This is a genomic window from Peristeroidobacter soli, assembly GCF_004138485.1.
Classification (GTDB): domain Bacteria; phylum Pseudomonadota; class Gammaproteobacteria; order Steroidobacterales; family Steroidobacteraceae; genus Steroidobacter; species Steroidobacter soli.
This window is the reverse complement of record NZ_RYEV01000004.1, coordinates 1,473,864-1,500,430: the sequence shown is the minus strand read 5'-3', so window position 1 is coordinate 1,500,430 and position 26,567 is coordinate 1,473,864. Positions and strand designations below refer to the sequence as shown.

At 62.7% G+C, this 26,567-nt stretch carries 20 protein-coding genes; 14 read left to right on the top strand and 6 right to left on the bottom strand.

Translation table 11 applies throughout. The annotated features are described in order from the left end of the window. Window position 1: 1 nt before the first annotated feature. Complete coding sequence (locus tag EKO19_RS21485) at window positions 2-3,739, top strand: caspase family protein (RefSeq protein WP_175597143.1); 3,738 nt, start codon at window positions 2-4, stop codon at window positions 3,737-3,739. Window positions 3,740-3,776: 37 nt separating this feature from the next. On the opposite strand, the gene EKO19_RS21480 is transcribed toward EKO19_RS21485, so the two are convergent. Further along, the gene (locus EKO19_RS21480) at window positions 3,777-4,334 is read right to left on the bottom strand and encodes an Lrp/AsnC family transcriptional regulator (RefSeq protein ID WP_129778471.1); all 558 of its coding nucleotides are present in this window, start codon (window positions 4,332-4,334) and stop codon (window positions 3,777-3,779) included. A 140-nt stretch (window positions 4,335-4,474) separates the two neighbouring features. Here EKO19_RS21480 and mdeB point away from each other — a divergent pair, with 140 nt between their 5' ends. Next, a complete protein-coding gene (mdeB, locus tag EKO19_RS21475) occupies window positions 4,475-7,144 on the top strand; it encodes an alpha-ketoglutarate dehydrogenase (RefSeq protein WP_129778470.1) in 2,670 nt (889 codons plus the stop codon). 8 nt (window positions 7,145-7,152) lie between these two features. On the opposite strand, the gene EKO19_RS21470 is transcribed toward mdeB, so the two are convergent. Further along, complete coding sequence (locus EKO19_RS21470) at window positions 7,153-8,055, bottom strand: isocitrate lyase/PEP mutase family protein (RefSeq protein WP_129778469.1); 903 nt, start codon at window positions 8,053-8,055, stop codon at window positions 7,153-7,155. A 158-nt stretch (window positions 8,056-8,213) separates the two neighbouring features. Here EKO19_RS21470 and EKO19_RS21465 point away from each other — a divergent pair, with 158 nt between their 5' ends. The 7 genes from EKO19_RS21465 (at window position 8,214) to EKO19_RS21435 (ending at window position 16,349) form a co-directional block, all read left to right on the top strand. After that, a complete protein-coding gene (locus EKO19_RS21465) occupies window positions 8,214-8,894 on the top strand; it encodes an isochorismatase family protein (RefSeq protein WP_129778468.1) in 681 nt (226 codons plus the stop codon). Further along, entirely contained in the window at window positions 8,891-9,805 is a 915-nt protein-coding gene (locus tag EKO19_RS21460; protein ID WP_129778467.1) for a polysaccharide deacetylase family protein, read from the top strand. The genes EKO19_RS21465 and EKO19_RS21460 overlap by 4 nt, the downstream gene beginning before the upstream one ends. After that, window positions 9,802-10,731, top strand: a complete 930-nt coding sequence (locus EKO19_RS21455) for a polysaccharide deacetylase family protein (protein ID WP_129778466.1) — start codon at window positions 9,802-9,804, stop codon at window positions 10,729-10,731. The genes EKO19_RS21460 and EKO19_RS21455 overlap by 4 nt, the downstream gene beginning before the upstream one ends. Before the next feature lie 9 nt (window positions 10,732-10,740). Then, window positions 10,741-12,174: a 3-isopropylmalate dehydratase large subunit gene (gene leuC, locus EKO19_RS21450; protein WP_129778465.1), complete on the top strand. Its 1,434-nt coding sequence runs from the start codon at window positions 10,741-10,743 to the stop codon at window positions 12,172-12,174. Beyond that, the gene (gene leuD / locus EKO19_RS21445; RefSeq protein ID WP_129778569.1) at window positions 12,171-12,830 is read left to right on the top strand and encodes a 3-isopropylmalate dehydratase small subunit; all 660 of its coding nucleotides are present in this window, start codon (window positions 12,171-12,173) and stop codon (window positions 12,828-12,830) included. Before leuC ends, leuD begins: the two co-directional genes overlap by 4 nt. Window positions 12,831-12,957: 127 nt before the next feature. Next, window positions 12,958-15,183, top strand: a complete 2,226-nt coding sequence (locus tag EKO19_RS21440) for a TonB-dependent receptor (protein WP_129778464.1) — start codon at window positions 12,958-12,960, stop codon at window positions 15,181-15,183. A gap of 41 nt (window positions 15,184-15,224) precedes the next feature. Continuing rightward, window positions 15,225-16,349, top strand: a complete 1,125-nt coding sequence (locus tag EKO19_RS21435; RefSeq protein WP_129778463.1) for a hypothetical protein — start codon at window positions 15,225-15,227, stop codon at window positions 16,347-16,349. 57 nt (window positions 16,350-16,406) lie between these two features. Here the strand turns inward: EKO19_RS21435 and EKO19_RS21430 are convergent, their stop codons facing one another. Beyond that, on the bottom strand, window positions 16,407-17,753 hold the full coding sequence (locus EKO19_RS21430) for a spinster family MFS transporter (protein ID WP_129778462.1): 1,347 nt from the start codon (window positions 17,751-17,753) through the stop codon (window positions 16,407-16,409). A gap of 154 nt (window positions 17,754-17,907) precedes the next feature. Here EKO19_RS21430 and EKO19_RS21425 point away from each other — a divergent pair, with 154 nt between their 5' ends. Both EKO19_RS21425 and EKO19_RS21420 read left to right on the top strand, forming a co-directional pair. Further along, window positions 17,908-18,234 (top strand): hypothetical protein, encoded by a 327-nt coding sequence (locus EKO19_RS21425; RefSeq protein WP_129778461.1) that lies wholly within the window; start codon window positions 17,908-17,910, stop codon window positions 18,232-18,234. Beyond that, a complete protein-coding gene (locus tag EKO19_RS21420; RefSeq protein WP_129778460.1) occupies window positions 18,231-19,298 on the top strand; it encodes a class I SAM-dependent methyltransferase in 1,068 nt (355 codons plus the stop codon). The genes EKO19_RS21425 and EKO19_RS21420 overlap by 4 nt, the downstream gene beginning before the upstream one ends. 63 nt (window positions 19,299-19,361) lie before the next feature. Here EKO19_RS21420 and EKO19_RS21415 read toward each other — a convergent pair whose 3' ends face one another. Together EKO19_RS21415 and EKO19_RS21410 are read right to left on the bottom strand one after the other, a co-directional pair. Continuing rightward, complete coding sequence (locus EKO19_RS21415) at window positions 19,362-20,168, bottom strand: FadR/GntR family transcriptional regulator (protein WP_129778459.1); 807 nt, start codon at window positions 20,166-20,168, stop codon at window positions 19,362-19,364. Window positions 20,169-20,219: 51 nt separating this feature from the next. Then, on the bottom strand, window positions 20,220-20,720 hold the full coding sequence (locus EKO19_RS21410) for a hypothetical protein (RefSeq protein ID WP_129778458.1): 501 nt from the start codon (window positions 20,718-20,720) through the stop codon (window positions 20,220-20,222). Window positions 20,721-20,838: 118 nt separating this feature from the next. Here EKO19_RS21410 and EKO19_RS21405 point away from each other — a divergent pair, with 118 nt between their 5' ends. From EKO19_RS21405 to EKO19_RS21395, 3 genes are read left to right on the top strand one after another with little or no spacing between them, the layout of a single operon-like run. After that, window positions 20,839-21,951, top strand: a complete 1,113-nt coding sequence (locus EKO19_RS21405) for a hypothetical protein (RefSeq protein WP_129778457.1) — start codon at window positions 20,839-20,841, stop codon at window positions 21,949-21,951. Window positions 21,952-21,997: 46 nt separating this feature from the next. Next, entirely contained in the window at window positions 21,998-22,936 is a 939-nt protein-coding gene (locus EKO19_RS21400; RefSeq protein ID WP_129778456.1) for a hypothetical protein, read from the top strand. 20 nt (window positions 22,937-22,956) lie between these two features. Then, window positions 22,957-23,997: a cupin domain-containing protein gene (locus tag EKO19_RS21395; RefSeq protein WP_129778455.1), complete on the top strand. Its 1,041-nt coding sequence runs from the start codon at window positions 22,957-22,959 to the stop codon at window positions 23,995-23,997. Between the two features lie 185 nt (window positions 23,998-24,182). Here EKO19_RS21395 and EKO19_RS21390 read toward each other — a convergent pair whose 3' ends face one another. Further along, entirely contained in the window at window positions 24,183-26,390 is a 2,208-nt protein-coding gene (locus EKO19_RS21390; RefSeq protein ID WP_129778454.1) for a TonB-dependent receptor, read from the bottom strand. Window positions 26,391-26,567: the final 177 nt, after the last annotated feature.

The following is a 26,567-nucleotide window of genomic DNA, read 5'->3' as shown; positions in this document are numbered from 1 at the left end:
GATGAATGGGGCGATTGTCATTGCCTGGAGGCTGGCGCTGCTCGCTGTCGCGTCGGTCTTCAGCGGTCCGGTGCTCGCCGCGCCTCGCCTCGACAGCGTGGACACCGCGGAGTTGAAGGTGCCGCTGGGCCACAGCTCGGTGATTACCTCGTTGGCATTGTCGCCCGATGGCAAGTGGCTGTTGAGCGGTTCATGGGACGACAGCGTCCGCCTCTGGGACATGGAGTCCGGTCGCGAGATTTATCGATTCGACGCGCCTCGCAGCGGCATCAATAGTGTGGCGATTTCGCCGGATGGCAAGCGCATGTACGCGGCCGGCTCGGACAATGTGCTGAGAGTCTGGTCGCTGGAAACGGGCGCGCTGCTGCGAACGATGGCAGGGCATCGCAGTTTCATCCAGGCCATCGCGGTTTCGCCGAATGGAGAGTGGCTGGCGACCGGTGGCGGCTACGATCCGCCCGACATGCAACTCGACAACACGGTGCGCATCTGGGACGCGAACACCGGTCGGCTGATGCGTGAGCTGTCCGGTCATTCGCAGGCGGTCATGGCGGTTCGTTTCCTGTCCGGCGGCCGCGAGATCGTTTCGGCCAGTCTGGATGGCTCCATCCGAGTCTGGCGCGCCGCCGATGGCAAGTTGCTACGACGCCTCGAGCATGGCAGCCCGGTGCGAAGCATCGCGTTCTCGCGCGATGAAGCGCAGCTGGTGACAGGCGGCGGTCGCTATGAGGCGGGGGTCAGTGACATCAACGATGCCAGGCTCTGGGACTTTCGCGCCGGCAAGGTGCTGCGCCACTTCGGCGGTCACGCCCAGAATTTGAGTGGCGTGGCGATCTCGAGTGACGGTCGCCAGATCTTGACCGCGAGCTTCGATGGCACCGTGCGCCTGTGGAGCAACGGCGCGAATCCGGGATTCGTGGAGGTGCTGGCCGTGCAACGGCCCCGCGCGGCGAACCGGGCCGCGGTGTTCAGTGGCGACGGCAATTCCATCTTGATCGCCGGCGACGAAGGCGTGGTGCGGCGCTGGAACGTGACGAATCAGCGCTTCGATGTCCGGCTCGGCGGCGAAGTCGCGGTACCGCGAGCGGCGGTGGTCTCGCCCGACAAACTCAAGTTTGCTTCGGCCAACAGCGATGGCACCGTTCGATTGTTTACGATCGCAACGGGGGCGGGCACCACGTGGGCGCTGTCTCGAACCGATTCCCTCGCATCGATCGTTTTCTCGCCCGATTCGGCAAAACTTCTGACCTCCGCGGCGAGTCGGGCGCAGCTCTGGGACGCACAGACCGGACGTCTTCTTCAGACCTATGAAAGCGATCCCGGCGCTCGACCGGCCGCAGCCCCTCGCGCTGGAGCGGAACCCGTCTATGAAATGGGGAACGACCCGTCGACGAACGTGAATGCCGCTTCGTTCAGCGCCAGTGGCGCGCGAGTGGCCACTGCAAGCGCAGATGGCATCGCGCGTGTGTTTGAAACTGACAGCGGGCGACTGAGCGCGACATTGGTTCATTCCGCGCGACGACTGCACGCCGTGCTCTTTTCGCCGGACGAACAGTTCCTCGTCACCGGCGCCGGGGACAACAAGGTCCGGCTCTGGGACATCAAGCGGCAGCGCATGCTTTGGGAAGCGGGTGGCGCCGTGGCCGTGTCCAATGGTCTGGGCGGCACATTCATGCCCGGGATCAATTCGCTCGCGTTATCCGCCGACGGCAGCAGAGTTTTTGCGGGCAGCGATGACGGATCGGTGCGCGTACTCACGCTACAACATGGCGAGACTGTCGGCGAGTTTCATGTCGACGGTCAGTCCACTTCGCTCGAACTTTCCGCCGATGGCAGCCGAATGCTCATCGGCGGCGGTCGAGGCGGCGTGCAGATATTGAATGCGGCCACCGGCTCGCTCACGCGACGTTTGACAGGGCATACGGATTGGGTGAGCTCGGCCACTTATCTGCCGGATGGATTGATCGCTTCGACGAGTGGTGATGGCACGTTGCGTATCTGGCGCGAGGACACCGGCAGCGAGCTGGCGGCCATCGTGAGTTTCAGAGATCGCGAGTCCGTGGTCGTGGACCCGGACGGTCGATTCGACGCGCCTCAGGGCGGCGAGTCCTCACCGCTGTATTGGGTGGTCGGTCGCGAGACGATCGAGCTCGATCAGCTGAAGGAGCGGTTCTTCGTGCCGGGCTTGCTGGCGCGAAAGATGAGCTCCGAGCAACTGCCGTCGGTGGCAAGCTTCGGTCAGGTCGCTCTGCACCCGCGCGTGGAAGTCATTGGCGATCCGGCGGTCGACTCGGACCTCGTCATCAAGCTCTCGAATCGAGGTGGCGGCATCGGGCCGGTGCGATTGAAGTTGAATGGCAAAGAGATCGCGGAAGACGCCCGGCCACGGGATCTCGATCCGAATGCCGCTCGAGCGGAAATTCATGTCAGCCTGCAGGAGTATCGTTCGCGACTGCGCGATGGCCGCGACAATGCGCTCGAGGTCCAGGCGTTCAATCAAGAGGGCTATCTTCGCAGCCGTGGCGGTACCTATTTCGCCTCGCCGGACTCCCGCACTGATGAGGTCGCTCCCAAACTTTGGGTCGTTGTCGTGGGCGTCTCCAATTACTCGCAGCCGAGCCGACAAATCGATCTGAAGTTCGCGGCCAAGGACGCCGCGGATATCGCCTATGCCCTGGAATTGGGAGGTGCGCAGCTGTTCGGTGTGGGCAATATCGATATCAATTTACTCGCCAGCGGTCAGCGCGCCGAGCGCTTGCCCACCAAGCAGAATATCAAAGCGGCCTTCGAACGCCTGGGCGCCGCCAGGTCCGAGGATGTGGTCGTTGTTTATTTCTCGGGTCATGGGCTGTCGTTTGGAGGTGAGTACTTCTTCCCGACCCAGGAGGTGGATTCCCTCGACCTTTCCGATCCCGGCATTCGAGCCAGTCGGACCATCAGCGGCCGGGAGATCGCCGCCTGGCTCAAGACCGACGCGGAGAAACAGGCGGTGGTGCTCGATACCTGCGCGGCCGGGGCGTTCGAAAGCAGCCTCACGGTGGAACGCAGTGTGCCGACCGATCAGGTCCGCGCCATCGATCGTATGAAGGATCGCGCGGGGCTCTACGTTCTCATCGGCGCGGCGGCGGATCGCGTCAGCTACGAGGCCACTCCCTATCGTCAGGGACTGTTGACTCACGCGATCCTGAAAGCCATGAGAGGCGCGATGCTCCGCGAGGATAAGTTCGTCAATGTCGCGCCGCTGATGGACTATGCGGTCGACGAAGTCGTGAAGCTGGCTCGGGGCGTGGGCGGTGTGCAGAAGCCCTACGTGGCCACGCCCAAGGGGCAGACCCGAAGCTTCGACATCGGTCTGCTGGATAGCGCTTCCCGACAGCGCGTGCCATTGCGTACGCCGAAGATGCTGGTGCTGCGGCCCGTTCTATTGCACGAGTCGGGTGCCGATGACCTGGCGCTCGGCGATGCTTTGACCGATGCGATTCGCGAGATGGAGTCCAAGAGCGCCGAGCCGGCCTTTGTCTTCGTCGACGCCGATCGAATGGCTGGCGCGGTGAAGCCGACCGGTCTGTACAAGACCGATGCGGGTCATATCGAAGTGCGGCTGGTCCTCGCTGTCAACGACGCTCGCAAGCAGATCACGGTGAATTGCGCTCAGGAGAAGAATCTCACGAGCTGTGCGTCGTCGCTGGTTGCGGCGATAGCGGCGGAAAGCGGCTGGACGGCGGCGGGAGGTCCGTGATCGTTGATCAGGTCACAGTACCTCCGGACCGTCGACGTCAGCCACGCATCTGCCTCGCGCGAGGCGACGCGCCCGACGCGCTGCGCTTCGATGCCCGGCGCTCGATCGTCGTACCGGATTTGAGCGCTGCCAGCGGTAACGCGGTGTCGTACTTCACCTGCTTCAGAGCGAAGCTCGAACGAATGCTGGCAACACCGGAGATCCTGGTGAGGCCATTCAGAATGAACTGTTCCAGCGCCTGCACGTCCGGCACCACGACGCGCAGCATGAAGTCGGCGTCGCCGGTCATCAAATAACACTCGACGATTTCCGGGTAGCGATGGATCGCGCTCTGGAACTGTTGCAAGGTCTTTTCGACCTGTCGTTCCAGGCTGACGTGGATGAACACGTTGAGCCCAAGGCCGACGGCCGCGGGATTCACCAAGGCCACATACCGATTCACGATACCGGCTCGCTCCAATGCGCGGACTCTTGCCAGGCACGGCGAAGGAGAGAGGTTGACGCGTCGTGCCAGCTCGACATTGGTCAAACGAGCGTCGTTTTGCAGCTCGGTGAGAATACGGATATCGATGCGGTCCAGATTGACGGGCAGCATAGTGTGCTTCCAAAGCCGGCAAGTGCAGCACGAAGTGCCGGCGACTCAGCCGCAGCCGGCTCATTTCAGCAGAAGGTGCGTGTGCGCCGATCATACACTGGGCGATCCAGCCACGCGGCCGAACGACAGACGAAAAATATATGGCAGCTCACCGAGACCCTGGCCCGATCGACGCAGCCGACACCGATCCCGGCGAAACCCTGGAATGGCTCGAGTCGCTCGAGGCAGTCATCGACGCGGCCGGTCCGGTACGAGCCGAATATTTACTGAGCCAACTCGAGTCCCGGGCACACGAGTTGGGGGCCCTGTCTCGCAACCGGCCCTACTCGGCGTATCGCAATACCATCCCGCTCGATCAACAGACGCCACATCCGGGAGATGTCGCCTTGGAAGAGCGCATCACCGCGATCATGCGATGGAACGCGCTCGTCATGGTGGTTCGTGCCAACAAGGCTTACGGCGAGCTCGGCGGACACATCGCCAGCTTTGCCTCGGCGGCGGAGATCTTCGAGATCGGTTTCAATCATTTCTTTCGCGGCGCCGGCGAGGGATTCGCGGGCGATCTGGTCTACTTCCAGCCGCATTCGGCGCCGGGGGTGTATGCGCGAGCCTTTCTGGAAGGCAGGCTGGATGAAGCACAGTTGGCGCGCTACCGCCAGGAAGTCGGCGGCGGTGGGCTATGTTCCTATCCCCATCCCTGGCTCATGCCGGAGTTCTGGCAGTTCCCGACGGGCTCGATGGGCATCGGTCCCATCAGTGCGATCCATCAGGCGCGTTTCATGCGCTACTTGCAGCACCGCGGCTTGATGGACGGCGGCGAGCGACATGTCTGGGGCGTGTTCGGCGATGGCGAGATGGATGAGCCGGAGTCCATCGCGGCGCTGACGCTGGCGGCGCGCGAGCAGCTCGACAATCTCACCTTCATCATCAATTGCAACCTGCAGCGTCTCGATGGTCCGGTGCGCGGCAACGGTCAGATCATTCAGGAGCTGGAGAGCCTGTTCGCCGGCGCCGGCTGGAATGTGATCAAGGTGCTGTGGGGATCGGATTGGGATGCGCTGTTCGCTCGTGACGAGCAGCATGTCCTGTTGCGAAAGCTGGCCGCAACAGTCGATGGCGCCTACCAGACCTTGGGGGCGAACGACGGCGCGTACAACAAGGAGCACTTCTTCAAGCTCACTCCGGAGTTGCAACAGCTCGTAGCGCACATGTCCGCGGAGCAGGTCGATGCTCTGAAGCGGGGTGGTCATGACTTTCGCAAACTGTATGCGGCATTCAGCGCGGCTCAGGAGCATCGCGGACAGCCGACGGTCATTCTGGCCAAGACCAAGAAAGGCTATGGCATGGGGGGGATCGGCGAATCGCGCAACACTTCCCACCAGCAGAAGAAGCTCGACGACCAGGCTCTGCTCGAGTTCCGCAATCGTTTCAAGTTGCCATTGAGCGATGAGCAAGTCACCTCGCTCGCCTTCCTGCGACCGGCGAGCGACAGTTCGGAGATGACTTATCTACGGGAACGCCGCGCCGCCTTGGGGGGCAGCGTTCCCGCCCGACGCTCGGCGAGCGAGTCGTTGACGGTGCCGGCGATCGAGGGGTACGCGGGCTTCGCTCTGCGCGCCGATGGCAAAGAGATGTCGACCACGATGGCGATCGTCCGAATGATGAGCAATCTGTTGCGCGACCCAGCCTTGGGGCCGCGCCTCGTGCCCATCGTCGCCGACGAGGCTCGCACCTTCGGCATGGCCAATCTGTTCCGCCAGATCGGCATTTACTCGCCCGTCGGGCAGCTGTACACGCCCGAAGATGGCGGCTCGATGCTCGCCTATCGTGAATCGCGCGATGGGCAGTTGCTGGAAGAGGGAATCACCGAAGCGGGAGCGCTGTCGTCGTGGGTTGCGGCCGCAACCTCGTACAGCGTGCACGGCCTGCCCCTGTTGCCGTTCTATATCTACTACTCGATGTTCGGCTTCCAGCGCGTCGGCGATCTCATCTGGGCGGCGGCGGATCAGCGGGCGCGTGGATTTCTGATCGGGGCTACCGCGGGTCGTACCACGTTGGGCGGGGAAGGGCTCCAGCACCAGGATGGTTCCAGCCACCTCGCCGCGGCCGCGATTCCGAACTGCCGAGCCTATGATCCTGCGTTCGCGAGCGAGCTCGCGGTGATCTTCGATCACGGGGCCAGACAGATGCTGGAACGTCGCGAGGATGTTTTCTATTACATCACGGTGATGAACGAAAATTATCCGCAACCCTCGCTGCCCGAGGGCGTGGCCGAGTCGATCATCAGAGGAATGTATCGAATCTCGCCGTGCACGGCACCGAAGATCCGGCTGCTGGGCTCGGGGGCCATTCTCAGAGAGGCGCTGGCGGCGGCGACTCTGTTGAAAGATGATTGGGGCATCGAAGCGGAGGTCTGGAGCGTCACGAGTTTCAGCGAGCTGGCGCGCGAGGCACGGGAGGTCGAGCGTTGGAACCGGCTGCATCGTAAAGCAACCCGGCGCACCAGTTTCGTGAGTGAGTGTTTGACTGGAGCCGTACCGATTGTCGCGGCGAGCGATTACGTCAGCGCATACGCCGGCCTCATCGCAAGTTTCGTCGACGCTCCCTTTGTCGCCTTGGGCACCGACGGCTTCGGCCGCAGCGACACGCGCTGTGCCTTGCGACGATTCTTCGAGGTGGATCGGCAACATATCGCCGTGGCCGCGCTGAGTGCGCTGGCCGATGCCGGTGACGCAACTGACGATATCGTTGCCGCCGCCGTCGAGCGGTACCAACTCGATGCCGAAGAAGCTCCGCCTTGGAGCAGGTGATGACGGGGCTACGGTCGCTCCCAGCGCCGTCCCTGTTCGAGAATCTCTTCCGTTCCGAGCAGCGCCTGCAACTCCGGGAAATTCATCATCCGGTCGGCGAAGCCGCGTGTGTCGCCGTCGCGGTGTAGCGTTTCGAGAAACTGCAGGGCCTGGAAGGTGAGGGCGCGGACCAGAGCGCCCGGAAAAATCACGACGGCGAATCCCAGTCGTTCCAGCTCGGCCGCGCTTGCCATGGGCGTGTCGCCGCCTTCCACCATGTTCACCAGCAAGGGCACCTTGTCCTCGATGCGCGCGACGGCCATCTCCATCTGCTCATGGGTGCGCAGCGCTTCGATGAAGAGCATGTCGGCGCCGGCCTGCGCGTAGAGTTCCGCTCGCTCGAGCGCGGCGTCGAAGCCTTCGACGGCGAGCGCATCGGTGCGAGCGATGATCATCGTCTCTCGATGCACGCGCGCGCTGCAGGCGGCATCGATCTTGCCTGCCATTTCTGTGCCGGAGATCAGCGCTTTGCCGCGCAGGTGTCCGCAGCGCTTCGGCATGACTTGATCTTCGAGCTGGATAGCCGATGCGCCCATGCGTTCGAACAGCTGAACCGTCCGGTACGTGTTGACGGCGTTGCCGAAGCCCGTGTCCGCGTCAACGATCAACGGGATGGGAGTGCGCTCGCGGATCGCCGAGATCGTTTCGGCCACTTCGCTCATCGACACCAATCCAATGTCGGGTCGGCCGAAGCGCGTGTAGGCAATGCTCGCACCCGAGAGGTACGCGCACTCGAAACCCGTGCGCTCGATCAGCGTTGCCGACAAGGCATCGTAGCAACCGGGGGCGATCGTGATTCGGTCGGCGCCTACCAGCGAATTCAGTCGGGCGGCGATGGCGGCCTGCGAGCGGGGTTGCGTCGAATGCAGCATGGCTTTTGTTGTGTGCGATCGGGGGGCGCTGCGGCGGGGCCGTGCACCGGGACGTTGCGTGCTTGACTTGCCAACCGGATGTGGCGATTATCAAACGTAGGTAACTAAGTGTTCTTAGTTGTAAGAGTACATCCAATCGCCCCCGCGGGAAAGGCTCAATGGAATCTTCCGACAAGACGGCTCGGCAGCTCTACCGGGAGTTGCAGCAGCGTCCCAATCGTCCCCACATGCCCTTCGGGCGCCGACCTTTGCTGGTCAACATCGATTTGCAGAAGGCATATACCGCGGTGGGCACGTTCGCCACTGCTTACGAAACCGATCCTCGTCAGCTCGAGTACGTGAATCAGCTGGCCGCCGCGGCGCGCGCCAGGCACTTGCCGGTGGTGTGGACGTACGTGGCGTATCTCGAATCCGGAGAGGACTGCGGCGTATGGGGAACCCGCACCAACACGCCCGATTCGTTACAGAACATCAAACATGGCTCGGAGCGTGCGCAGCTGGATCCGCGCCTGCAGATCGATGCCCAGCGCGACATCATCATGCACAAGCGCATGCCGTCCGTGTTCCATGAGACCAATCTGCAGTCGCTGATGGTCTGGCATCAGTGCGACACGCTCATCATCACCGGTGGCTCGACGTCGGGCTGCGTCCGGGCAAGCGTCGTCGAAAGCGTGTCGCGCGGCTATCGCACGATGGTCGCCGAAGAGTGCGTCGCCGACAAACACGAGAGCCCGCACTTCGCCAACCTGTACGACATTGCGATCAAGTATGGCGGCGTGCTGCCGGTGGTCGATGTGCTGCGCTACTACGAGACCTGCGAACCCGGTGCGCATGCATGACGAATCAGGCCGATCCCCAGCTCTACTCCTTCCTGTCGTACCACCGGCGCCCGAAAATCACCTGGCCGAACGGCGCCCGCATCGCGGTGTGGGTGGCCCCCAACATCGAGTTCTACGAATTCGATCCGCCGCCCAATCCAAAGCGCAAGCCGTGGGCGCGGCCGCTGCCGGACGTGCTGGCCTATTCGCATCGTGACTATGGCAATCGCGCCGGCTGGCAGCGAATGATGGATGCGATGGACGCCGTCGGTATTCGCGGCTCGGTCTCCTTGAATGTCGCAATGTGCGAGCACCACCCGGAGATCATCGAGGAATGTAACGAGCGCGGCTGGGAGTTCTACTCGCACGGCATCTACAACACGCGCTACACCTATGGCATGTCGATCGAGCAGGAGCGCGAGATCATCGTCGACTCCATCGAGACGGTGCGCAAGTGGACCGGGCAGAGCATCGCCGGCTGGCTGTCGCCGGCACTGTCGAACAACGTGTGGACCATGGACCTGCTGGCCGAGGCGGGCATTCGCTACACGTGCGACCTGTTCCACGACGATCAGCCGATGCCGGTCGCAGTGAAGTCCGGAAAGCTCATCAGCATTCCGTATTCGCTGGAGATGAACGACGTCATCGCCTATCTGACCAATCAGTGCCCGCCGCGCCATTACGGCGAGACCATCAAGCGTCAGTTCGACCAGCTCTACGCCGAAGGCGAGCGCTCCGGGACGGTGATGTGCATTCCGCTGCATCCGTACCTGGTCGGTCATCCGCATCGCATTCAACCGTTTGCCGAGGCGTTACAGCACATCGCGGGACATGACGATGTCTGGCTCGCGACCGGCCGTGAAATTGCCGAGCATTTCTACAGCCACTATTACGACGACATGTTGACAGCCGGCGCGGAGGTGAAGTCATGAGTCTGCCGCCGGAATACATGCAATATCCGATGCGCCGTCATGGCATGGATCACGACCGTTATCCGTGGTCGAGCCTGACCGACCGGCCTCGGATCGAATGGCCGGGCGGAGCACGCGTCGCGCTGTGGGTCACGCCGATCCTGCAGTGGTTTCCGCTGAACATGACGGCGACGCCGTTCCTCGCGCCGGGCGGATTGACCATGCCGTATCCGGACTATCGTCACTACACGAATCGCGATTACGGCAATCGAGTCGGCATCTTCCGCATTCTGGATCTGCTGGATCGTTACAAGCTCGCCGCGTCCACATTCGTGAACGCAGCGATTGCGGAGCGCTATCCCTCGCTGCTGCGCGACCTGGTCGGTCGCAAGATCGAGATCGTCGGGCATGGGCTCGACATGGGGCATCTGCATCACAGCGGCTTGAGCGAGGTGCAGGAGGCGGAGCTGGTCAAACGCTCCTGCGATGTTCTCGCGAGCGCCGCGGGTCAGTCGATTAAAGGTTGGCTCTCGCCGGGCCGCTCGCAGTCGTGGCACACGCTCGACATCCTCGCCGCGCACGGCATCGAGTACTGCTGCGATTGGGCCAACGACGACATGCCTTATGAGATGCACACCAGCGGCAAGGACGTGCTGTCCATGCCCCTGGTGCATGAGAGTGACGATCGAATGATTCTGCAGGAGTTCCGTCACACCGAGGAAGACTGGCTGGCGCAGACCAAAGATCGTTTCGACGTTTTGTACCGCGAGGCCGAGCGCTACGGGGGCCGCATCATGAGTCTGCCGCTGCACGCGTGGATCATGGGAGTCCCGTATCGGGCGACCTATCTGCGCGAAGCGCTCGAATACATCGCCGGTCACGACAAGGTATGGGTGGCGACTGGGCAGCACATTGCGGCGGAGTTCCGCAGGCAAACGACGCGCTGAGGTCGAACGATGCACGCCGAGCAAGCCGCCGCTGACTCGCCTCGCACGCTATTCGACAAGGTGTGGCAGCAACACGAGATACTGCGCTGGCCGCAGGGACCGTCGTTGCTGTACGTCGATCGGGACTTCGTGCACGAAGGTGCCTTTCACGCGTTCGGCGATCTGAAACGCCGTGGCCTTCAGGTGCGATGTCCCGAGCGCGTCGTCGGATTTGCGGACCACTACGTGCCCACCAAGGCACGTGACATTGCCGGTGCCGCGACACCTGCCATCGCGAAGGTACTTCAGCAATTCAGTGATAACGCGCGATGGAGTGGCATCCGTGCGTTCGATATCGGCGATGAGCGGCAAGGCATCGTCCATGTCGCCGCTCCGGAATTGGGGCTCACGCAGCCCGGAATGGTCATCACTTGTAACGACAGCCACACCTCCACGCACGGGGCGTTGGGCGCCATTGCGTTCGGCATCGGTCAGTCGGAGACGACCCAGGTGCTGGCAACGCAGACCGTCTGGCTGAAGCGGCCGTCTCTGATGCGGATAAATGTCACGGGCTCGCGTGCGTCGGGCGTCTCCGCCAAAGACGTGATGCTCGCGATTCTCGCGCAGGTCGGATCGGCAGGGGCGGTTGGCCACGCCATCGAGTACGCCGGCAGCGTCGTTGCCGCGATGTCCATCGAGGAGCGGCTCACTCTGTGCAACATGTCGATCGAGTTGGGTGGACGCTGCGGCATGGTGGCGCCTGACGACACGACGTTCGCGTACCTGTTTGGGCGGCCGTTCGCGCCGGACGGACAGTACTGGGATGCCGCGGTCGCCTATTGGCGAACGCTCGGTTCAGACCCAGACGCAGTGTTCGACAAGGAGATTCAGATCGATGGCTCCGCCATCGCACCCATGGTTACTTGGGGTACCAGTCCCGATGCAGCGTTGCCGATCGATGCGCGTGTTCCCGATCCCGAACGGCTGAGCGGCGCTGAGCGGGCAACCGCGCACGCAGCTCTGGAATACATGGGGCTCCAGCCGAACACGCCGCTGACCGACATTGCCATCGATCGGGTGTTCATCGGTTCATGCACCAACAGTCGCATCGAAGATTTGCGAGCCGCGGCCGCGGTTGCGGCCGGTCGCAAAGCGGTCGTGCCCGCGATCGTCGTGCCTGGCTCGGAGTCGGTGCGCCGTGCGGCGGAGGCCGAGGGGCTCGATCAGGTCTTTCTCGCCGCTGGTTTCGAATGGCGACACGCCGGATGTTCGATGTGTGTCGCGATGAATGGTGACGTTGTCGCGCCAGGCGAGCGTTGCGCATCGACCTCGAACCGGAATTTCATGGGTCGACAGGGGCCGAACGCTCGCACGCATCTGATGAGTCCGGCGATGGCGGCCGCCGCTGCGGTCACGGGACGACTCTCGGATGTTCGCCGCCTGCCGACGAGGAAACGCGCGTGAGCCACTTCCGGGACTTCCGCGCCATCGCGGCACCGATCGAAGGCGTCAATGTCGATACGGATCAGATCATTCCCGCGCGCTTCCTGAAGTTCGACCGCGCGTCCGGCTATGGACGCTTTCTGTTTCATGACCTGCGCTTCGAGATGGAGGGGCGGGAGCGACCGGAATTCATCCTCAATCGCGACCCGTTCCGTGCCGCGCGCATCCTGGTGGCCGACGAGAATTTCGGTTGCGGGTCATCCAGAGAAGGGGCCGTGTACGCGCTCGGCGATTACGGTATCCGTGTCGTGATCGCTCCCCGCTTCGGTGACATCTTCTATAACAATTGCTTGCGCAACGGTGTGCTGCCGGCGCTGATCAGCGTCGTCGACGCGGCCGCGCTTAGAAAAATTCTGCACGCCGCGAGCGATCCGTCGCTCACCGTTGATTTGCCATCGCAAACGATCCGGTACGGCGACGGCGAGCCGATCGCTTTCAGCCTGGACGCTTTCTGGCGCGACTGCCTGCTGGAGGGCGTCGATGAGATCGGCCTCGCGCTGCGCCAGATGCCGCAGATCGAGGCGTTCGAGCAGGCTCTGGCCGCGCGCCGGCCGTGGACCGCGAGCGCCTGCCAAAGGCGCTTGACAGGGGAGCCCGGGTTGGGCACCGTTGAGTGAACGTAGTTAACCAAGTGAGTGTTTGACAGCCCGCGACCTGGAGAATCACGCAATAAACAAGCTGGCCCGATGAGGCAGCAGCCGTCGACGCATCAAATATTACAGAAGAGGGGAGAGGTTGAGAGTCATGACGTTGAGTAAGTTCGTGGTTCGTTCGGGGCGTTCTGCGTTGTGTGCCGGTCTGGCGTTGACGGCGGTCAACGCATTCGGGCAGCAGGCGACGCAGGACCAGACGGGGCAGACCGAGTCGAGCGCCGTTCTGCAGGAAGTGACAGTCACGGCGGAGCGCTTCGCCGCCACCGTGCAGAGCTCGCCGGTGGCCATCACGGCGATCAGCGCCGAAGCTCTGATGGAACGACAGGTGACCAACGTGTTGACCGCGGCCACCGAAATTCCGGGCGTGATGATCACGCCGGCTCAGGGCAGCAACACCAGCGCTCGCATCATCATGCGCGGCGTCGGGCAGAGCACCGCCGGCATCAATTTCGATCCCGCCGTCGGCATCTATATCGATGGCGTCTACCAGCCACGAATCAACGGCGCGTTCTTCGAGTTCTTCGACTTGGCGAATATGGAGGTGCTGCGCGGCCCGCAGGGCACGCTGTACGGTCGTAACAGCTCGGGCGGCGCAATCAAGCTCGCCACTTTGCGTCCGGAGTTCGACTGGACCGGCAAGGCCGAGATCGGTGCCGGCAACTATGATGCATGGTCCGCGAAAGGCTGGCTGAGCGGCCCGATCACCGACAAGCTGGCGTTTTCCGCCAGCGGCCTGATGCGCAAGCGTGACGGCTATATCTATGGTGTCGAGTACGGCCGTCGTATCGGTAACATGGATACTCGCGGCGAGCGGGTGAAGTTGCTGTACACGCCGACGGATCGGCTGGAGGTCGAGCTGTCCGCGTTCGCGTTGCAGGACTATTCGGAAGCGGGCGTGCCGGTGCCGCTGCAAGTATTTCCTGGCATCAACATGCCGGAGGCGAACGGCACCTTCAATCGCGATCTGACGCGCACCGAGATCTACGGCCCGTTCGGCGCCGGCTCGATCAACAACACCGGCGGCGCACTCAACATCCGTTTCTCCGTCAACGACAACCTGGAGCTGGCGTCGATCACCGGCTACGGCAATCAGCGTACCTACAGCACCGGCTCGACGAACTTCGTCTCGCTGGCTCAGCAGGCGCAGAAAGACGCGGGCCTGAACGTGACCGCGCCGAGCACCAACGAAGGCACCACGCGCAACGAGTTCTGGAGTCAGGAGTTCGTCGCGACCTATAGCAGCGAGCAGTTCAAAGGCGTGGTGGGTCTGTTCTACTTCGATGAAGAGGGTCAGAGTCGTGCGACCACCGCGGACAGTCCCACCATCGATCAAGACCGTTTGACCGAGGCGAGCGCGGTGTTTGCGCAGGGCACGTATACGGTCGGTTGGGGCGTGGGTCTGACGGCTGGCATCCGCTACACGCGCGAGACGGCGGACTTCACCCAGTTCTATCGTCAACAACTCGCCACTCCGCAGAGCGCCAGCAAGACGTTCACCGCGACCACGCCGAAGTTCGGCGTGAACTGGCAGGCGACCGATGACTTGCTGCTCTATGCCTCGTACACGCAGGGCTTCAAGAGCGGCGGCTTCAATCCGATTCCGCCCAGCTCCAACACCGGCACCGGGCAGATCGGTTCGCCGACGCCGTACAATCCCGAGGAAGTGGACAGCTACGAGGTGGGCATCAAGTACACGACGCCGGATCGGACGATGCGTTTCAATCTCGCGGCATTCCGCGCCGAGTACGATGGCATGCAACTGCCGGTGTTCTTCCCTGGCACCAGCACCATCTACACCTCGAACGCGACCGGCGGCATCGTCAAAGGCATCGAGTTCGAGCCGACCTGGCAGGTCCTCGACAGCTTGCAGCTGTACGGTAACGCCTCGCTCAACACCGGCGAATACACCGGCTCGTTCATTTGCGCGAACCAGTACGGCGCCTTCATCGACTGTCGCGATCGCGACCTGGTCGGTCTGATTCCGGAGAAGTATCAACTGGGCTTCCGTTTCTCGCCGATGCTGCCGATGCCCGGCGAGCTGCGCATCAACGGCTCCTGGAACAATCACAGCGACTACTTCAACAACGTGGCCAACGAGGGTCCGTTGGTGCGCACGGTCGCGGCGAGCATCTACAACGCGGGCCTCAGCTGGACCAGCCCGCAGCAGCGTTACAACGTGACGCTGGATGTACGAAACATCGCCAACAAGCACTACTCGCTGGCAGGTCTGCAGCAGACCAATGCCGTGCGTCCCGCCGTCAGCGCGTTCCCGAACGCGCCGCGCGAGTACTTCCTGCGTTTCGGCACGGAGTTCTGAGAATCGATTCGATCGTTTTACGAATCTAGTGGGAGCGGACAATGAACAAACCTAAGAGTTGGCGGCGCTCGTGGCTCGCCGTCGCAGTGACCGCGGTGCTCAGCAGCGCGGCGCTGGCACAGAACGCCAAGCAGGACACGACTCCGGCGCCGCCGGCGAACACCAAGCCCATCATCGGCATTCTCGAGGCCAGGCCGGACACCTGGAATCAACTCGGCTTCGTGTACGTGCGCGAGTATCCGTTCGACGCGACGCCGGGCTCGGCGCTGAAGAAGCCGCCGCTCGGACCGACCTCCAAAACCATTTTCCAGAGTCCCGAAGCCGGGCCGGGCAGCGAGCTGCCGGTGGGCCAGCTGATTCATCTCGAATATCAGCCGACGTTCAACATGAACCTGGGCAAGCCCGATGGCGTGTCTCACTACCACGAGTTCTACGAGTGGGGTTACACGCTGAAGGGCGACTCCATCATGCCCGAGCCCGTCAGCCCCGAGCAGCACAACGGCATGCTCTATCGCAAGAAGGAAGGCGGCTGGCTGTCGCGGCCTCCCTATTCATTGCACGGCGGCTCCTGGAACGTCGGCGGCATGCGTAACCAGCTGCCTTACAACCTGATCATCTTCGAAGAAGGCGACGGTCACGTGATCAACACGAACCGCAATGGCGAGCCCGGCGTGTATCGCGGGCGCGACGGCAAAGGTCCGCCGCCCGGCACGGTCGGCGACTATCGTCAGGTGAAGCAGTTCACTCGTCCGTGGTTGCTCGACAGCGTGCGCGACGTGGATTGGGAAGAAGATCCGCAAGTGCCGGGTCGGTTCGTGAAATGGCTGGACGATGCGACCGCCGACGGCTTTCGTTCGCAGCTGGTGAAGATTCCGCCGGGCTGGACCGCGCCGCCCGAGTGGCAGAAGACGTATTTCGAAAACGCCAATCGCCTGCGCTACATGGTATGGGGCGAGATGAAGGTGTGGCAGTTCAAGGATCCGAAGGACGCGGGCAAGGCTGTCAAAGTATCCGAGGACTATTTCATCTATCAGCCGCCGCGTTCGATCTGGGGCTATGGCCCCGGCTCGGTCAGTGAGCGTGGCGCGATCTGGCTGGAAGTCACGTACGCCAAGGGCCTGAAGCACGGCGGCGGCCCGATCGAAGATGTGAAGCGGATTCAATAGGACTGAGCGTCTCGAGCGCCCGTCATCCAGTGGCTGGATGACGGGTTTTTTGTGGGCTCAGCTCACGCTCCAGCTCTGCGACTCCGCGAAGCTGCGGCGATAGTGCTTCAAGTTGTAAGAGAGCACGATGGCTGCGATCACACCCGCGATCGTGGCAACCGACGCGACCGAGTAGCGCAGCATGTTCGTGTCCGCGAACACATAGTCCGTGAACATCGCGATGCCGGTCGGGCCGACCGTCAAGCCGAACAGATTTACGACCAGATAATAGAGAGCAGATGTTTGTGCGCGCATCTGGTTGGGCGTGACTGTCATGAGGCCCGAGAGTCCTGCGGCAGTTGCCGCTGTCGTGCCCACCGATGCTGGCAGCAGCATCGCGACGGCGAGCTCGGGCGAGGGCGATAGCGCGGTAGCAATGGCGCCGGCTACGCCGACCAGAATGGAAATCAGCGCGGTCCGCATCTGTGCGTCCTGATAGCCGCGCGCAATGAGCCGCTCGCTCACCATGGAAACGAACAGCACTGCCACGGGGCCCGCCACCAGTGTGACGATGCCGTAGGCAAGGCCGATCTCCGCAATCGTCCAGCCCCAGGTGCGAATGAACATCGAGGGCACCCAGGCAAACAAGCCGTAAGCGAGAATGGCCACCGTCGACATGCCGAAGAAATGGCTGCCGTACATGCGGAAGCGGTCGCCGACGAACTTCACGACCTCGCTGAAGGCCAGGTTGGCATCGCCGCGCTCGTTGACCATCTGTTCGCGCCGTCGCGGCTCTTTCACCGTCGTCATCAGCAACGCCATCAGCAAACCTGGCAGGCCGACGACGATGAACACCGTCTGCCAGGCGTACAGCTGGCCGACGACCGGCAGCACCACTGGCGGCGCATTGGCGACGTGCATGACGACCTGGCCGCCGACGATCATCGCCAGGCCGGTACCCAACGTGATGCCTGTGTTGTAGACGGCGACCGCCCGGCCTCGCGTGCGCTTCGGAAAGTAATCGCTGAGCATCGACAGCGCGCTCGGGCTCAGTGCGGCTTCACCGACGCCGACGCCGATTCGGGCCGCGAACAGTTGCAGATAGTTGCGGGCTACGCCACATGCCGCGGTCATGAAGCACCAGATGGTGATGCCGGCCGCGATGATCACGCGCCGGCTGCGGCGGTCGGCGAGGCGGGCGATGGGAACGCCGAGCAGCGTGTAGAACACTGCGAACGCCAGTCCGATCAGCAAGCTCACTTGCGTGTCGGAGATCTGCAGGTCGCGGCGGATCGGCTCGATCAGCAGCGCCATGATCTGCCGGTCGACGAAGGAGACGGTGTAGGTGAGCGTCAGTACTGCGACCACATACCAGCTATAGGTCGCGCTCGGGTAGTCGCCCTGGTCGCGCTCGTCTGTGTTCATGCAATCCGCTCCCCGTTATATTCCCGACGAAGTTAACTAGGTTTACCGTAAGTGCGCAACTCCCCGGAGCCGTTACGGGGAAGAACATAGTTAACTAGGTTGAATATTTAACCCGGCGCCCTCTACAATCGCGCCACCGAGTGGGCGAGGGCGGATGTATATGACGAGCGACAAGAGCGACGGCGAGCAGCGCAGCGAGCAGGTGTTCTTCGAAGATCCGGCCGTGGACCGGCTGATGGGCGTGGTCCTCGCGCTCGCGACCGAGCATTACGTGTTGCTCGATCGCGTGCACGTGCTCGAGCGTCGGCTGAGCGCCGCCGGCCTGGTTCCCGATGCAGAGGCGCATGCCGCAGAGCACGCCGATGCCGCGGCGCTGGCGGAAGCGTTGTTTCGTCCGCTATTGGGTGTGCAACAGGCGCGCGGCGCCGCTGGCAGATTCAGTCTCGCCCGCACCGCGCGTACAGAGGAGAATCCGCAGTGACCGCCGAGACTTCATTCGATTCCGCGCAGCGTTTCATTCTGGCGGCCAAGGGCTTCTGGACCACGCAGCTCTATACCAACTTGCGAGAGCAGTATGGTGAGCGGTGCGCCGCGCAGGGCGTCGAGCCGACCACGGTCCCGCAAGTGGCGGCGGTCGCGGAAGATCTAACCGTGTATCGATACTTCGCCTGGCTGGAGCGCCACCTGCAGATCGCCAAGTATTCCGGGCGTTACGGTCTGGCGCATTACTATCGCGAGCATGCCGATGAGGTGTTGAAAGACCTCGACGGCGCGGCGGGACAGTCGTCGAATCTTGAGCTGGATCCGGCGCTGCGCATGCCTTCTTATTACGTCGCGACCGATATTCATCAACACCCGGGCGGTGTGTGGTCCGAGCCCACGGCAGGACTTGTGTATCAACACGGTGCGCGCAGCACGACGCCGCTGTTAGGCGCCTCGCACGGCGATCTGCACGCCCGCTTCACCGACAAGATTCTCGAGGGCGGCAGGCCGGCGCGCGTGCTCGATCTCGCCTGCGGCTTCGGCAAGAGCACGATGCCGTTTGCCAGCAAACTGCCGGAGGCATCGATTCGCGGCATCGATCTCGCCGCGCCCTGCCTGAAGCTGGCAGCGAGCAACGCGACCAAGGCGGGACTGACCAATGTCAGTTTTGCCCAGCGCGATGCCAGCAATCCCGGTTTCGCCGACGCCAGTTTCGATCTGGTCACATCGACGATGTTCCTGCACGAGATCCCGCTCAAGGTGCTGGATCGGGTCCTCGATGAGTGTTTCCGGCTGCTCGAGCCGGGCGGGCGGATGGTACACCTGGATTTCTGGCACATGCCCGATCCGTTCACGCGCTTCCTGCACTACGGGCATGGCCGTCGCAACAACGAACCCTACATGCAGCCGCTGGCGGAGCTGGACCTGCCGAAGACGCTCGCTGCGAAGGGGTTCGTGGATATCAGGATCGAACCGTTCAGCGAAACGGCCGACGTCGATCTCGCGGCCGTGAAGGCGTGGCGCTTTCCCTGGACTTATATCAGCGCGCGCAAGCCTGCCTGAAGTTGCGGGCCCTCGGCGCAGCGGTCGACAGCGATCAGTGCTGTCGACCCTTCGGAGTGGGGGTCAGATGCTGTCGACGCGCATGCTGGCCAGGCCGTGCTTCACCAGGAAGTCCGCGGTCTCCTGCATGTACTTGCGCCAGAACGTTTCCGCCTGGGCCGATTTGCCACCCGCGATCAACTTCAACACCTGTTCGTGGGCAGCGACGGACTCCTCGGTTCGAGTCCAGATGGCCTTCTGGTTCGGCCGGCTCAGCAACAGCTTCGGATAGCTCGACACCGACAGCTCGCTGATGATGCCAACCAGCAGGCGCAGGGCGCTGTTCTTCGAATGGCCGATCATGCGTTGATGGAATTCGTTGATGGCGCCGATCGTGGCGGCGTGATCACGTGCCTCCGCCGCGGTATGCTGGTCCGCCACGCATTCGGCCAGATCGTCGAGGACTGTCTGGTCGTGGCGTTCGGCAAGCAGCGCCGCCAGTGTCGGCTCCAGCAGCGTGCGCACCTCGTGAATCTCTCCAAGCGTCGTGCCGTGAGTCGCAAGATATAACCCGCCGTACTTCGCCGCTGTGTTGGTGCTCGGCGACAGCACCATGGCGCCGGCGCGCGCCCCCCGGCCCAGCGCAATCAGACTTTCCGCCTCGAGCACGCGCAACGACTCGCGAAGGATGGGGCGGGACACGCCGAACTGCCGTACCAGCTCTGCCTCGGGCGGCAGGGTGTCACCGTGGCGCAATTCGCCGCGGGCAATCTGCTCGCGCAGCCGGTCGGCGATGATGTGTGACAGCTTCGGTGCCACCACGCTGGTGGACTTCTGGATGGCCTGCCGCGGGCGTGCGGCCTTGACGGGAGCGGCGCTCGTCCTGGTCATATTGGTTTTCCATGTCTATGAAAGTTAACTAGGTGTAAGTATACACCGCGATCACTGACGCCGAGACCCCGGCGCGGTCTGCGCCCGGTTCCAGAAGATCACCGAGGTGTACAAACGCCCGTTCGGCAGCCTGCGACTGGCTCGTGCCGAGTAGGAGCGTCCATCCGCGCAAACACTGAATGTCGTAGTGCCGGTGACTTGGCCCTGGCGCTGCTCGGTGCGCACGGCGGTGCGACTGTCGACCCAGGCTGTCGATTGACTGTCATAGAACGGGTTGCCGCTCACTGGCACGAAGCTGCCGTCCTCGCGATCCAGATATTCGAAGCGCAACAGCTGACCGTTCGCTTCGACGATTTCCGCCAGCACTTGCACGCCACCGGCGGTGCGCGTGAATGTGTATCTGCCGCTGCGGTAGGGCATGGCGCCGTCAAACGTCGAGCGGCTGGCGTCGAACACCCACTGGCCGAGCAGAGCATCGCTCGCCGCATGCGCCGGCGACGCCAATGTCGTCAGCAATGCAACCAACGCGAATGTAACGATCGATCTGAGCACGCCGGCCTCTCGCGACTGAGTCTGGATAACGTAATTGACGTAGATAACTAGGTGAGCTAGCCTGACTTTCAGCTGCGATGCAAGTCGCGGTCACAACAAGAGCCAGGGGAGATGGATTGTGATTCGATCACGCCGCGGTCTGCTGACGTTGTCGCTGGTATTGCTCTGTGCCGCCTTTCTGACCAATGAATCCCGGGCTGAGGAGCCCGCGGGGCTGCGCACCGGGCCGGCCGCCTGGGTCGAGGAATACTGGGATGTGAAGCCGGAGCGCTTCGATGAATTCGTCAAAGTCTATAAACGCGATGTGTATTCGCTGGCTCGTCGGATTCCCGGATACCGCGGCTACACGTTCCTCACCAATACGCCCGATCCGGAGAATCCGTCGCGGCCGAACCTGTTCGGCGAAAAAATGTTTCTCGGGCACTACGGCGTGCACCTCGAAGGCGAGACGCTGACCAGGAAGGTCATCAACGTCGGCAACCTGCTGCGCCGGACTCACAATGTCGTGATCGTGCACAGTCTGCAGACGTGGCAGGACGCCGCGACCTTCCGCGGCAACCTCGAGAGCCGGCACGCGGCCGCTCACAAAGGAGAGAAGTACGCCGAGTATCTGGCGCGCACGCTTTATCCGCTGGCCAACAATTTCTGGGAAGAACGTTTTCATCTGATCAAGACCGGTCTGCCGGTCGAGCCGGGCACGGCCAGCGGCGGCAAGGACGCCGATGGACTGTCGCTCGAGCCGCATCCTTCCAGCACCAACTGGTTCAAGGAATATTTCCAGGTCGAGGCGAAGCAGCTGTCGGCCTTTCTCGAGGCGTACAACGAAACCTATGCCGTGATGAAAGGCATTCCCGGCTACCGGGGAGTGACGATCGTGACGACCCTGGCGCCGCAGGGAGCGGAGGCGGCCCGCACTGGTTATAAGAATGAAGAGCTCGGCGGATCCTCGCAGCTCTATGTGCCGCAGCCCGGCGTGACGATGGACGGCGAGGTGCGCACCGACACCTCCATCAACTTCGGATCGTTCTTCAAGAACACCTACACCATCATCACTTATTACGAAACGCCACCGGGCGCGAAGCTGCTGGAGATCATGCAGAAGAACTGGGAGGCGCTCGGCAACCAGGGCGATCGTCTCGAGCGCGTCACCAAAGTGCTGTTCCCCCACGCACTCAATCATTGGGACATGCAGTATCGGGCCATCGAGACCAGCCTGGTGCCGCTGCCCTGAGCGGCCACGACTCGAACCACTTCTCAAATCAAACGCGGGAGCTGCGATGATCAATCGACGCGATGTGTTGCAGATGTTGGGTGGCAGCGCAGTGCTGTCGGTGGGCATGTCGGCACGTGCGCAACCGGCACCGCCCGCGCCAAATGCGACGCTCGGCGCGATTCGTGCCGTCACGCATACGGCGAAGAGCTTGCCCGAAGTGGAGCAGGCCTGGACGAAGTACATGGGCTATCGCCTCGTCAGTCGAGGCAAGCTGCCGGCCGCGACCGCGGCGAGTTGGGGCGCACCCGATCTGGCCGGCAAGGGATACGTCATTCTCGGGCCGGACAGCGGTGAGCCGACGTACCTGCGTTTCGTCGAACAGGCAGCCCCGGCCGGCCACGACGATAAAGATACGTTCGGCTGGCGCACCACCGAGATCACCGTTCAAAACAGCGACGAGCTGTATCAGCGGCTGAAGGATTCGCCGTTCATCGTCCGCGGGCCGCCGCAACTGGTGCCGACCTATTCCTATCTGAAAGCGATGGGCGCCGTCGGTCCGGCAGGCGAACGCCTGGCGCTCACCTGGATCACCGAGACCCGTCCCGATCTGGCCGTGGCGAAATCGTTCGTGGGTCGATGTTTCATCGCCACGCAACTGTCGCCGGACCTGCCGGGCTCGTTGCAGTGGTACAAGGACCGCTTCGGCAACACCGCGAGCCCCATCCGCAAGCTGCCCAGCATGGCGCTGTCCGTCGTCACTTTGAAAGACGGCGCCAAGATCGAAGTGGACCAGCACGGGCCGAGCGGCAAGAAACGTGAGCGCATCGGGAAGGGGCTGCCGGCCGGCATGGCGGTTGTCACTTTCTCCTGCTCCGACCTGGCCAGGCACTCGCGCGACTTCATTGCGCCCGCTGCTCCGAATGCTCTCGAACCTTTTTCCGGCAAGACCTGCGCGACGATGTACGGCAATGCCGGGGAGCTGATCGAGCTTGTGGAAACCTGAGAATGACCCGGGAGAACAATATGCCTTCAGTTGTGCACACTCACCGCCTGGCCGCGGCCGCCCTTTGGGCCACGGCGGCGTTGGTAGCGACGCCGTCGATCGCTGCCGATGTTCCCGCGCACGAAAAGCGATCGACGGCCGCCGCGCCGCATGCCGCCATTCGCGTGATCGATGTCGAGAAAATGCCGATCGCCGCGCCTCGCGCCGGTTCGGGTTGGGGGACACGTACGTTGTTCCAGGCCCCCAATGATGGCGGCGCGCTGAGAATCCTGTATGTGCCGCCCGGTGCCGAAGGTGCCTACGTGCACTATCACGAGTTCCACGAGTGGGCCTATAACATCCAGGGCGACTTCACCAACAACGAGTCCACGACGCCGGACAACGTCGCTGGTCCACTGCAGCGTTTCCGCGAAGGCAACTTCCTGTCGCGGCCGCCTTACAGCCTGCACGGTGGCGAGAAGGGCCGTATGAAACATATGGCCTCGCAGATCGGCGCGGTCATCATGATCATGGAAGAGAGCAATGTGAACGCGGGCTCGTTCACGGTCGATCCGGCGGTTCGTAACAGCCCGCCGAGCACCGGTCCCGGCATGAAATACAACCCGGACTACAAGAAGATCCAGCACTGGTCGACGCCGCGTATCATCGATACGCTCGAAAAGATGCCGTGGCAGCCGGTCGAGGATGTGCCCGGCCTCAACGTCAAATATCTCATCGACGATCCCTCGCACGGCTATCGCGCCACGATGTACTTCCTGGAAGCGAATGCCAAGACGCCGGCGCAGCTGCGGCCGTACTATTACAAGGACGCTCATCAGTTCAACTTCGTCATCAACGGCGATCTGTCGATCGACGCGTACTCCGCGCCCGGCGGCAAGCCCGAGACCTTCAAGTTGTCCAAGCACTTCTACTTCGAGCGTCCGCCGATGGCCATCGTCGGTCTGTCGCCCAGCGCCGCCAGCACGGGCGGTGTCGTGTGGTTGGAAGTGACTTACGCGAAGGGCACCCGCTGGACCGACACGCCGACGCCGATCGAGGCGCCGACCTATATCGCCAGGTAACAAGCGTAGAATTTCCAAACCAGGCCGTGACGCCGATACGCCGGCGTCACGGCTTTTTTGTTGCTCGGGTCCGATGGGTGGGCGGCGGTCTCGCGATGGGGGCGGCCTTTCTCAGGTGCGGGCTCGCATGCCGGGCGGTGTGCAGAGGGCGCGGAGTTATCGCTCCGCGCCCGTGTACCGATGTCTCAGAAGTTCACGCCGAGCCGGAACATGATGGTGCGGGGCTCGTTCGGATAGCCCGTGATCTGCGGCGCCGTCGGGCTCGCGAGCTGCACGCCGTTCATGATGAAGTGGTCGTCGAGAATGTTGCGACCCTCGAGCGCCGCCTTGTACTTGCCTGAGTCATCCGTCCAGGCGATGGACGCGTTGAACAGGTCCGCCTGTTCCGGCTGGAACACCGCCCGCTCGTTCGACAGGTTGGTGTAGAAGCTGCTGTTGTAATTCCAGGAACCATTGAACGTCAGCTGTCCCGGCACGAAGGCGAGCTGCGGCGTGTACTTGACGCCCAAGGTCATCTTGCGCGGGGTCAGCGCCTTCAGGTCGTTGCCGGAGCAATCGACGACCTGCGTGGTCGACAGGGAGCAATTGAACGAGGCGGTGTAGTGACCTCTCATCAACGAGCCGCTGGCGTAGATCTGCAGGTCATCCAGCGCTTGCCAGGTGGGCTCGAACTCGATGCCTTCGACGATCGCGCCGGTGGCGTTGGTGGTGTAGCTCGTGGTCGTGCCAGGGAAGAACTGCGGCAGCTGCATGCCGGAGTATTCGGCTCGGAACACCGCCAGGTTCAGGCGCACGCGACGATCGAACATCGTGAATTTGCCGCCGGCTTCGTAACTCTCCACGTTCTCCGGATCGTAGGGCACCGGACGACCGATCTGTCCGCCGCCGATGCTGTTGGCTGGCGGCACGGGATTGAAGCCGCCGGACTTGAAGCCTTCGGTATAGGAGGCGTACGTCAGGATGTCATCCGTGATTTGCCAATTGAGGCCGAGCTTGATGGTGTCGGCAGTGAAGGTCTTTGTATCGGACTGAGGGGCGGCGAGCTGCAAGCGGTAGTACTGAGTGAAGTCGGCTGTTTCTTCCGTATGCCGGACGCCCGCTGTGAAGCCCAGGCCGTTGTCGAGCGTGTAGGTGCCCTGCGCGTATGCGGCCCAGGCATCGACGCCGCGGTCCTGGTCGATCGTGGGGCTGTCGGCCGCGAAGGATCGGCTGGAGCCTTCTTCGTTGTAATAGTAGAGACCGACGACGCCCTTGATGCGCTCCGTCGAGTAGGTCGAGTTGAGCTCGTGGCTATACCACTGCACGCGGGCGCGGCCTTCGTTGGCGCCGGCCGGCGCTTCGGTACCGTTCTCGTAGGCGACTTGCGCTGCGCGGGTCAATGTGAGCTGCACGGTGCCGTCGCTGAAGGTGCGCAGATTGCCGATGCCGCCGATGTAATTCACCGAAAACGGACCGTCGTTCCAGCTCGCGTGCAGTGAGCCGCCGTCGTTGTAGAGGAACGGGTTGCCCGGCGTGCCCAGGTTCTCCGTGATCGTGAGGCTGCGATTGCGCGTGCCGTTCGCTTGCGTGCCGACGACATTCGGTGCCACCAGCAGGGGCACCCCGTACGTCGACTCCGAATAATCCTGGATGAAGTGATATTCGAGCTGGAACTCGAGATTGTCGGTGGGCGTGTACAGGAACTTGATGCGTTCGGCGCTGTTCTTCACGTCGCCGACGCGCTTGTCGTAGTAAGGGTTGTACAAATAACCGTCACGCTCGTTGCTCGAGGCGCTCAACGAGAAGGCCAGCTTGTCGCCGATCAACGGACCGCTGAGATAGGCCTTGCCGTTGAGCGCATTCCAGTTGCCCGCGGCCGCCTCGGCGCCGCCGGTCCAGGTGAAGGAGGGGCGCTTGGTGATGATCTTGACGGCGCCGCCCGATGAGTTGCGCCCGTACAGCGTGCCCTGCGGACCGCGCAGCACTTCGATGGAGCTCACGTCGAAGAAATCAAAGAAGGCACCGTTGACGCGCGGCTGAATCACATCGTCGATATAGACGCCGACGCCCTGGTCGAAGTTGATGCCGCTGTTTTCCTGGCCGGCGCCGCGCATGACGATGCGCGCGTTATTGCTGCTGTTGATGTTCGGCATGATGACCGTGCCTGGAATGTCAGCAGCGGCCTGCAGCACGTTACCGACCTGACGATCGGCGAGGGCTTCGGCGGAAATGGCGGTGACGGCAACCGGAGTGGTCTGAACGGTAGCGCGGTAGCGCTCCGCGGTCACGCTGACTTCCTCCAGCGTCGTCCCCTCCGATTGCGGCGTGGATACGGTTTGAGCGCCACCTACCGCCGGAACGAGCGCGGTGAGAGTGGCAAGAAGGGACGGGCGGACAGGTAAACGGATCGGCATCGTTAGCTCCCCATGTTGAAGTTGTTCGCCAGCGGAATGCGACGCGAGGCGCGTCTGCCGCTCTCGAAATCAGGCTAACTCTTCACTTATTTAACCGTCAACACTTAGTTATCTATGTGCACTAGGTTGTTATAGTGGAGCAGTACATCGCGCGGTTCGGGGGCGCCGGAAATTACC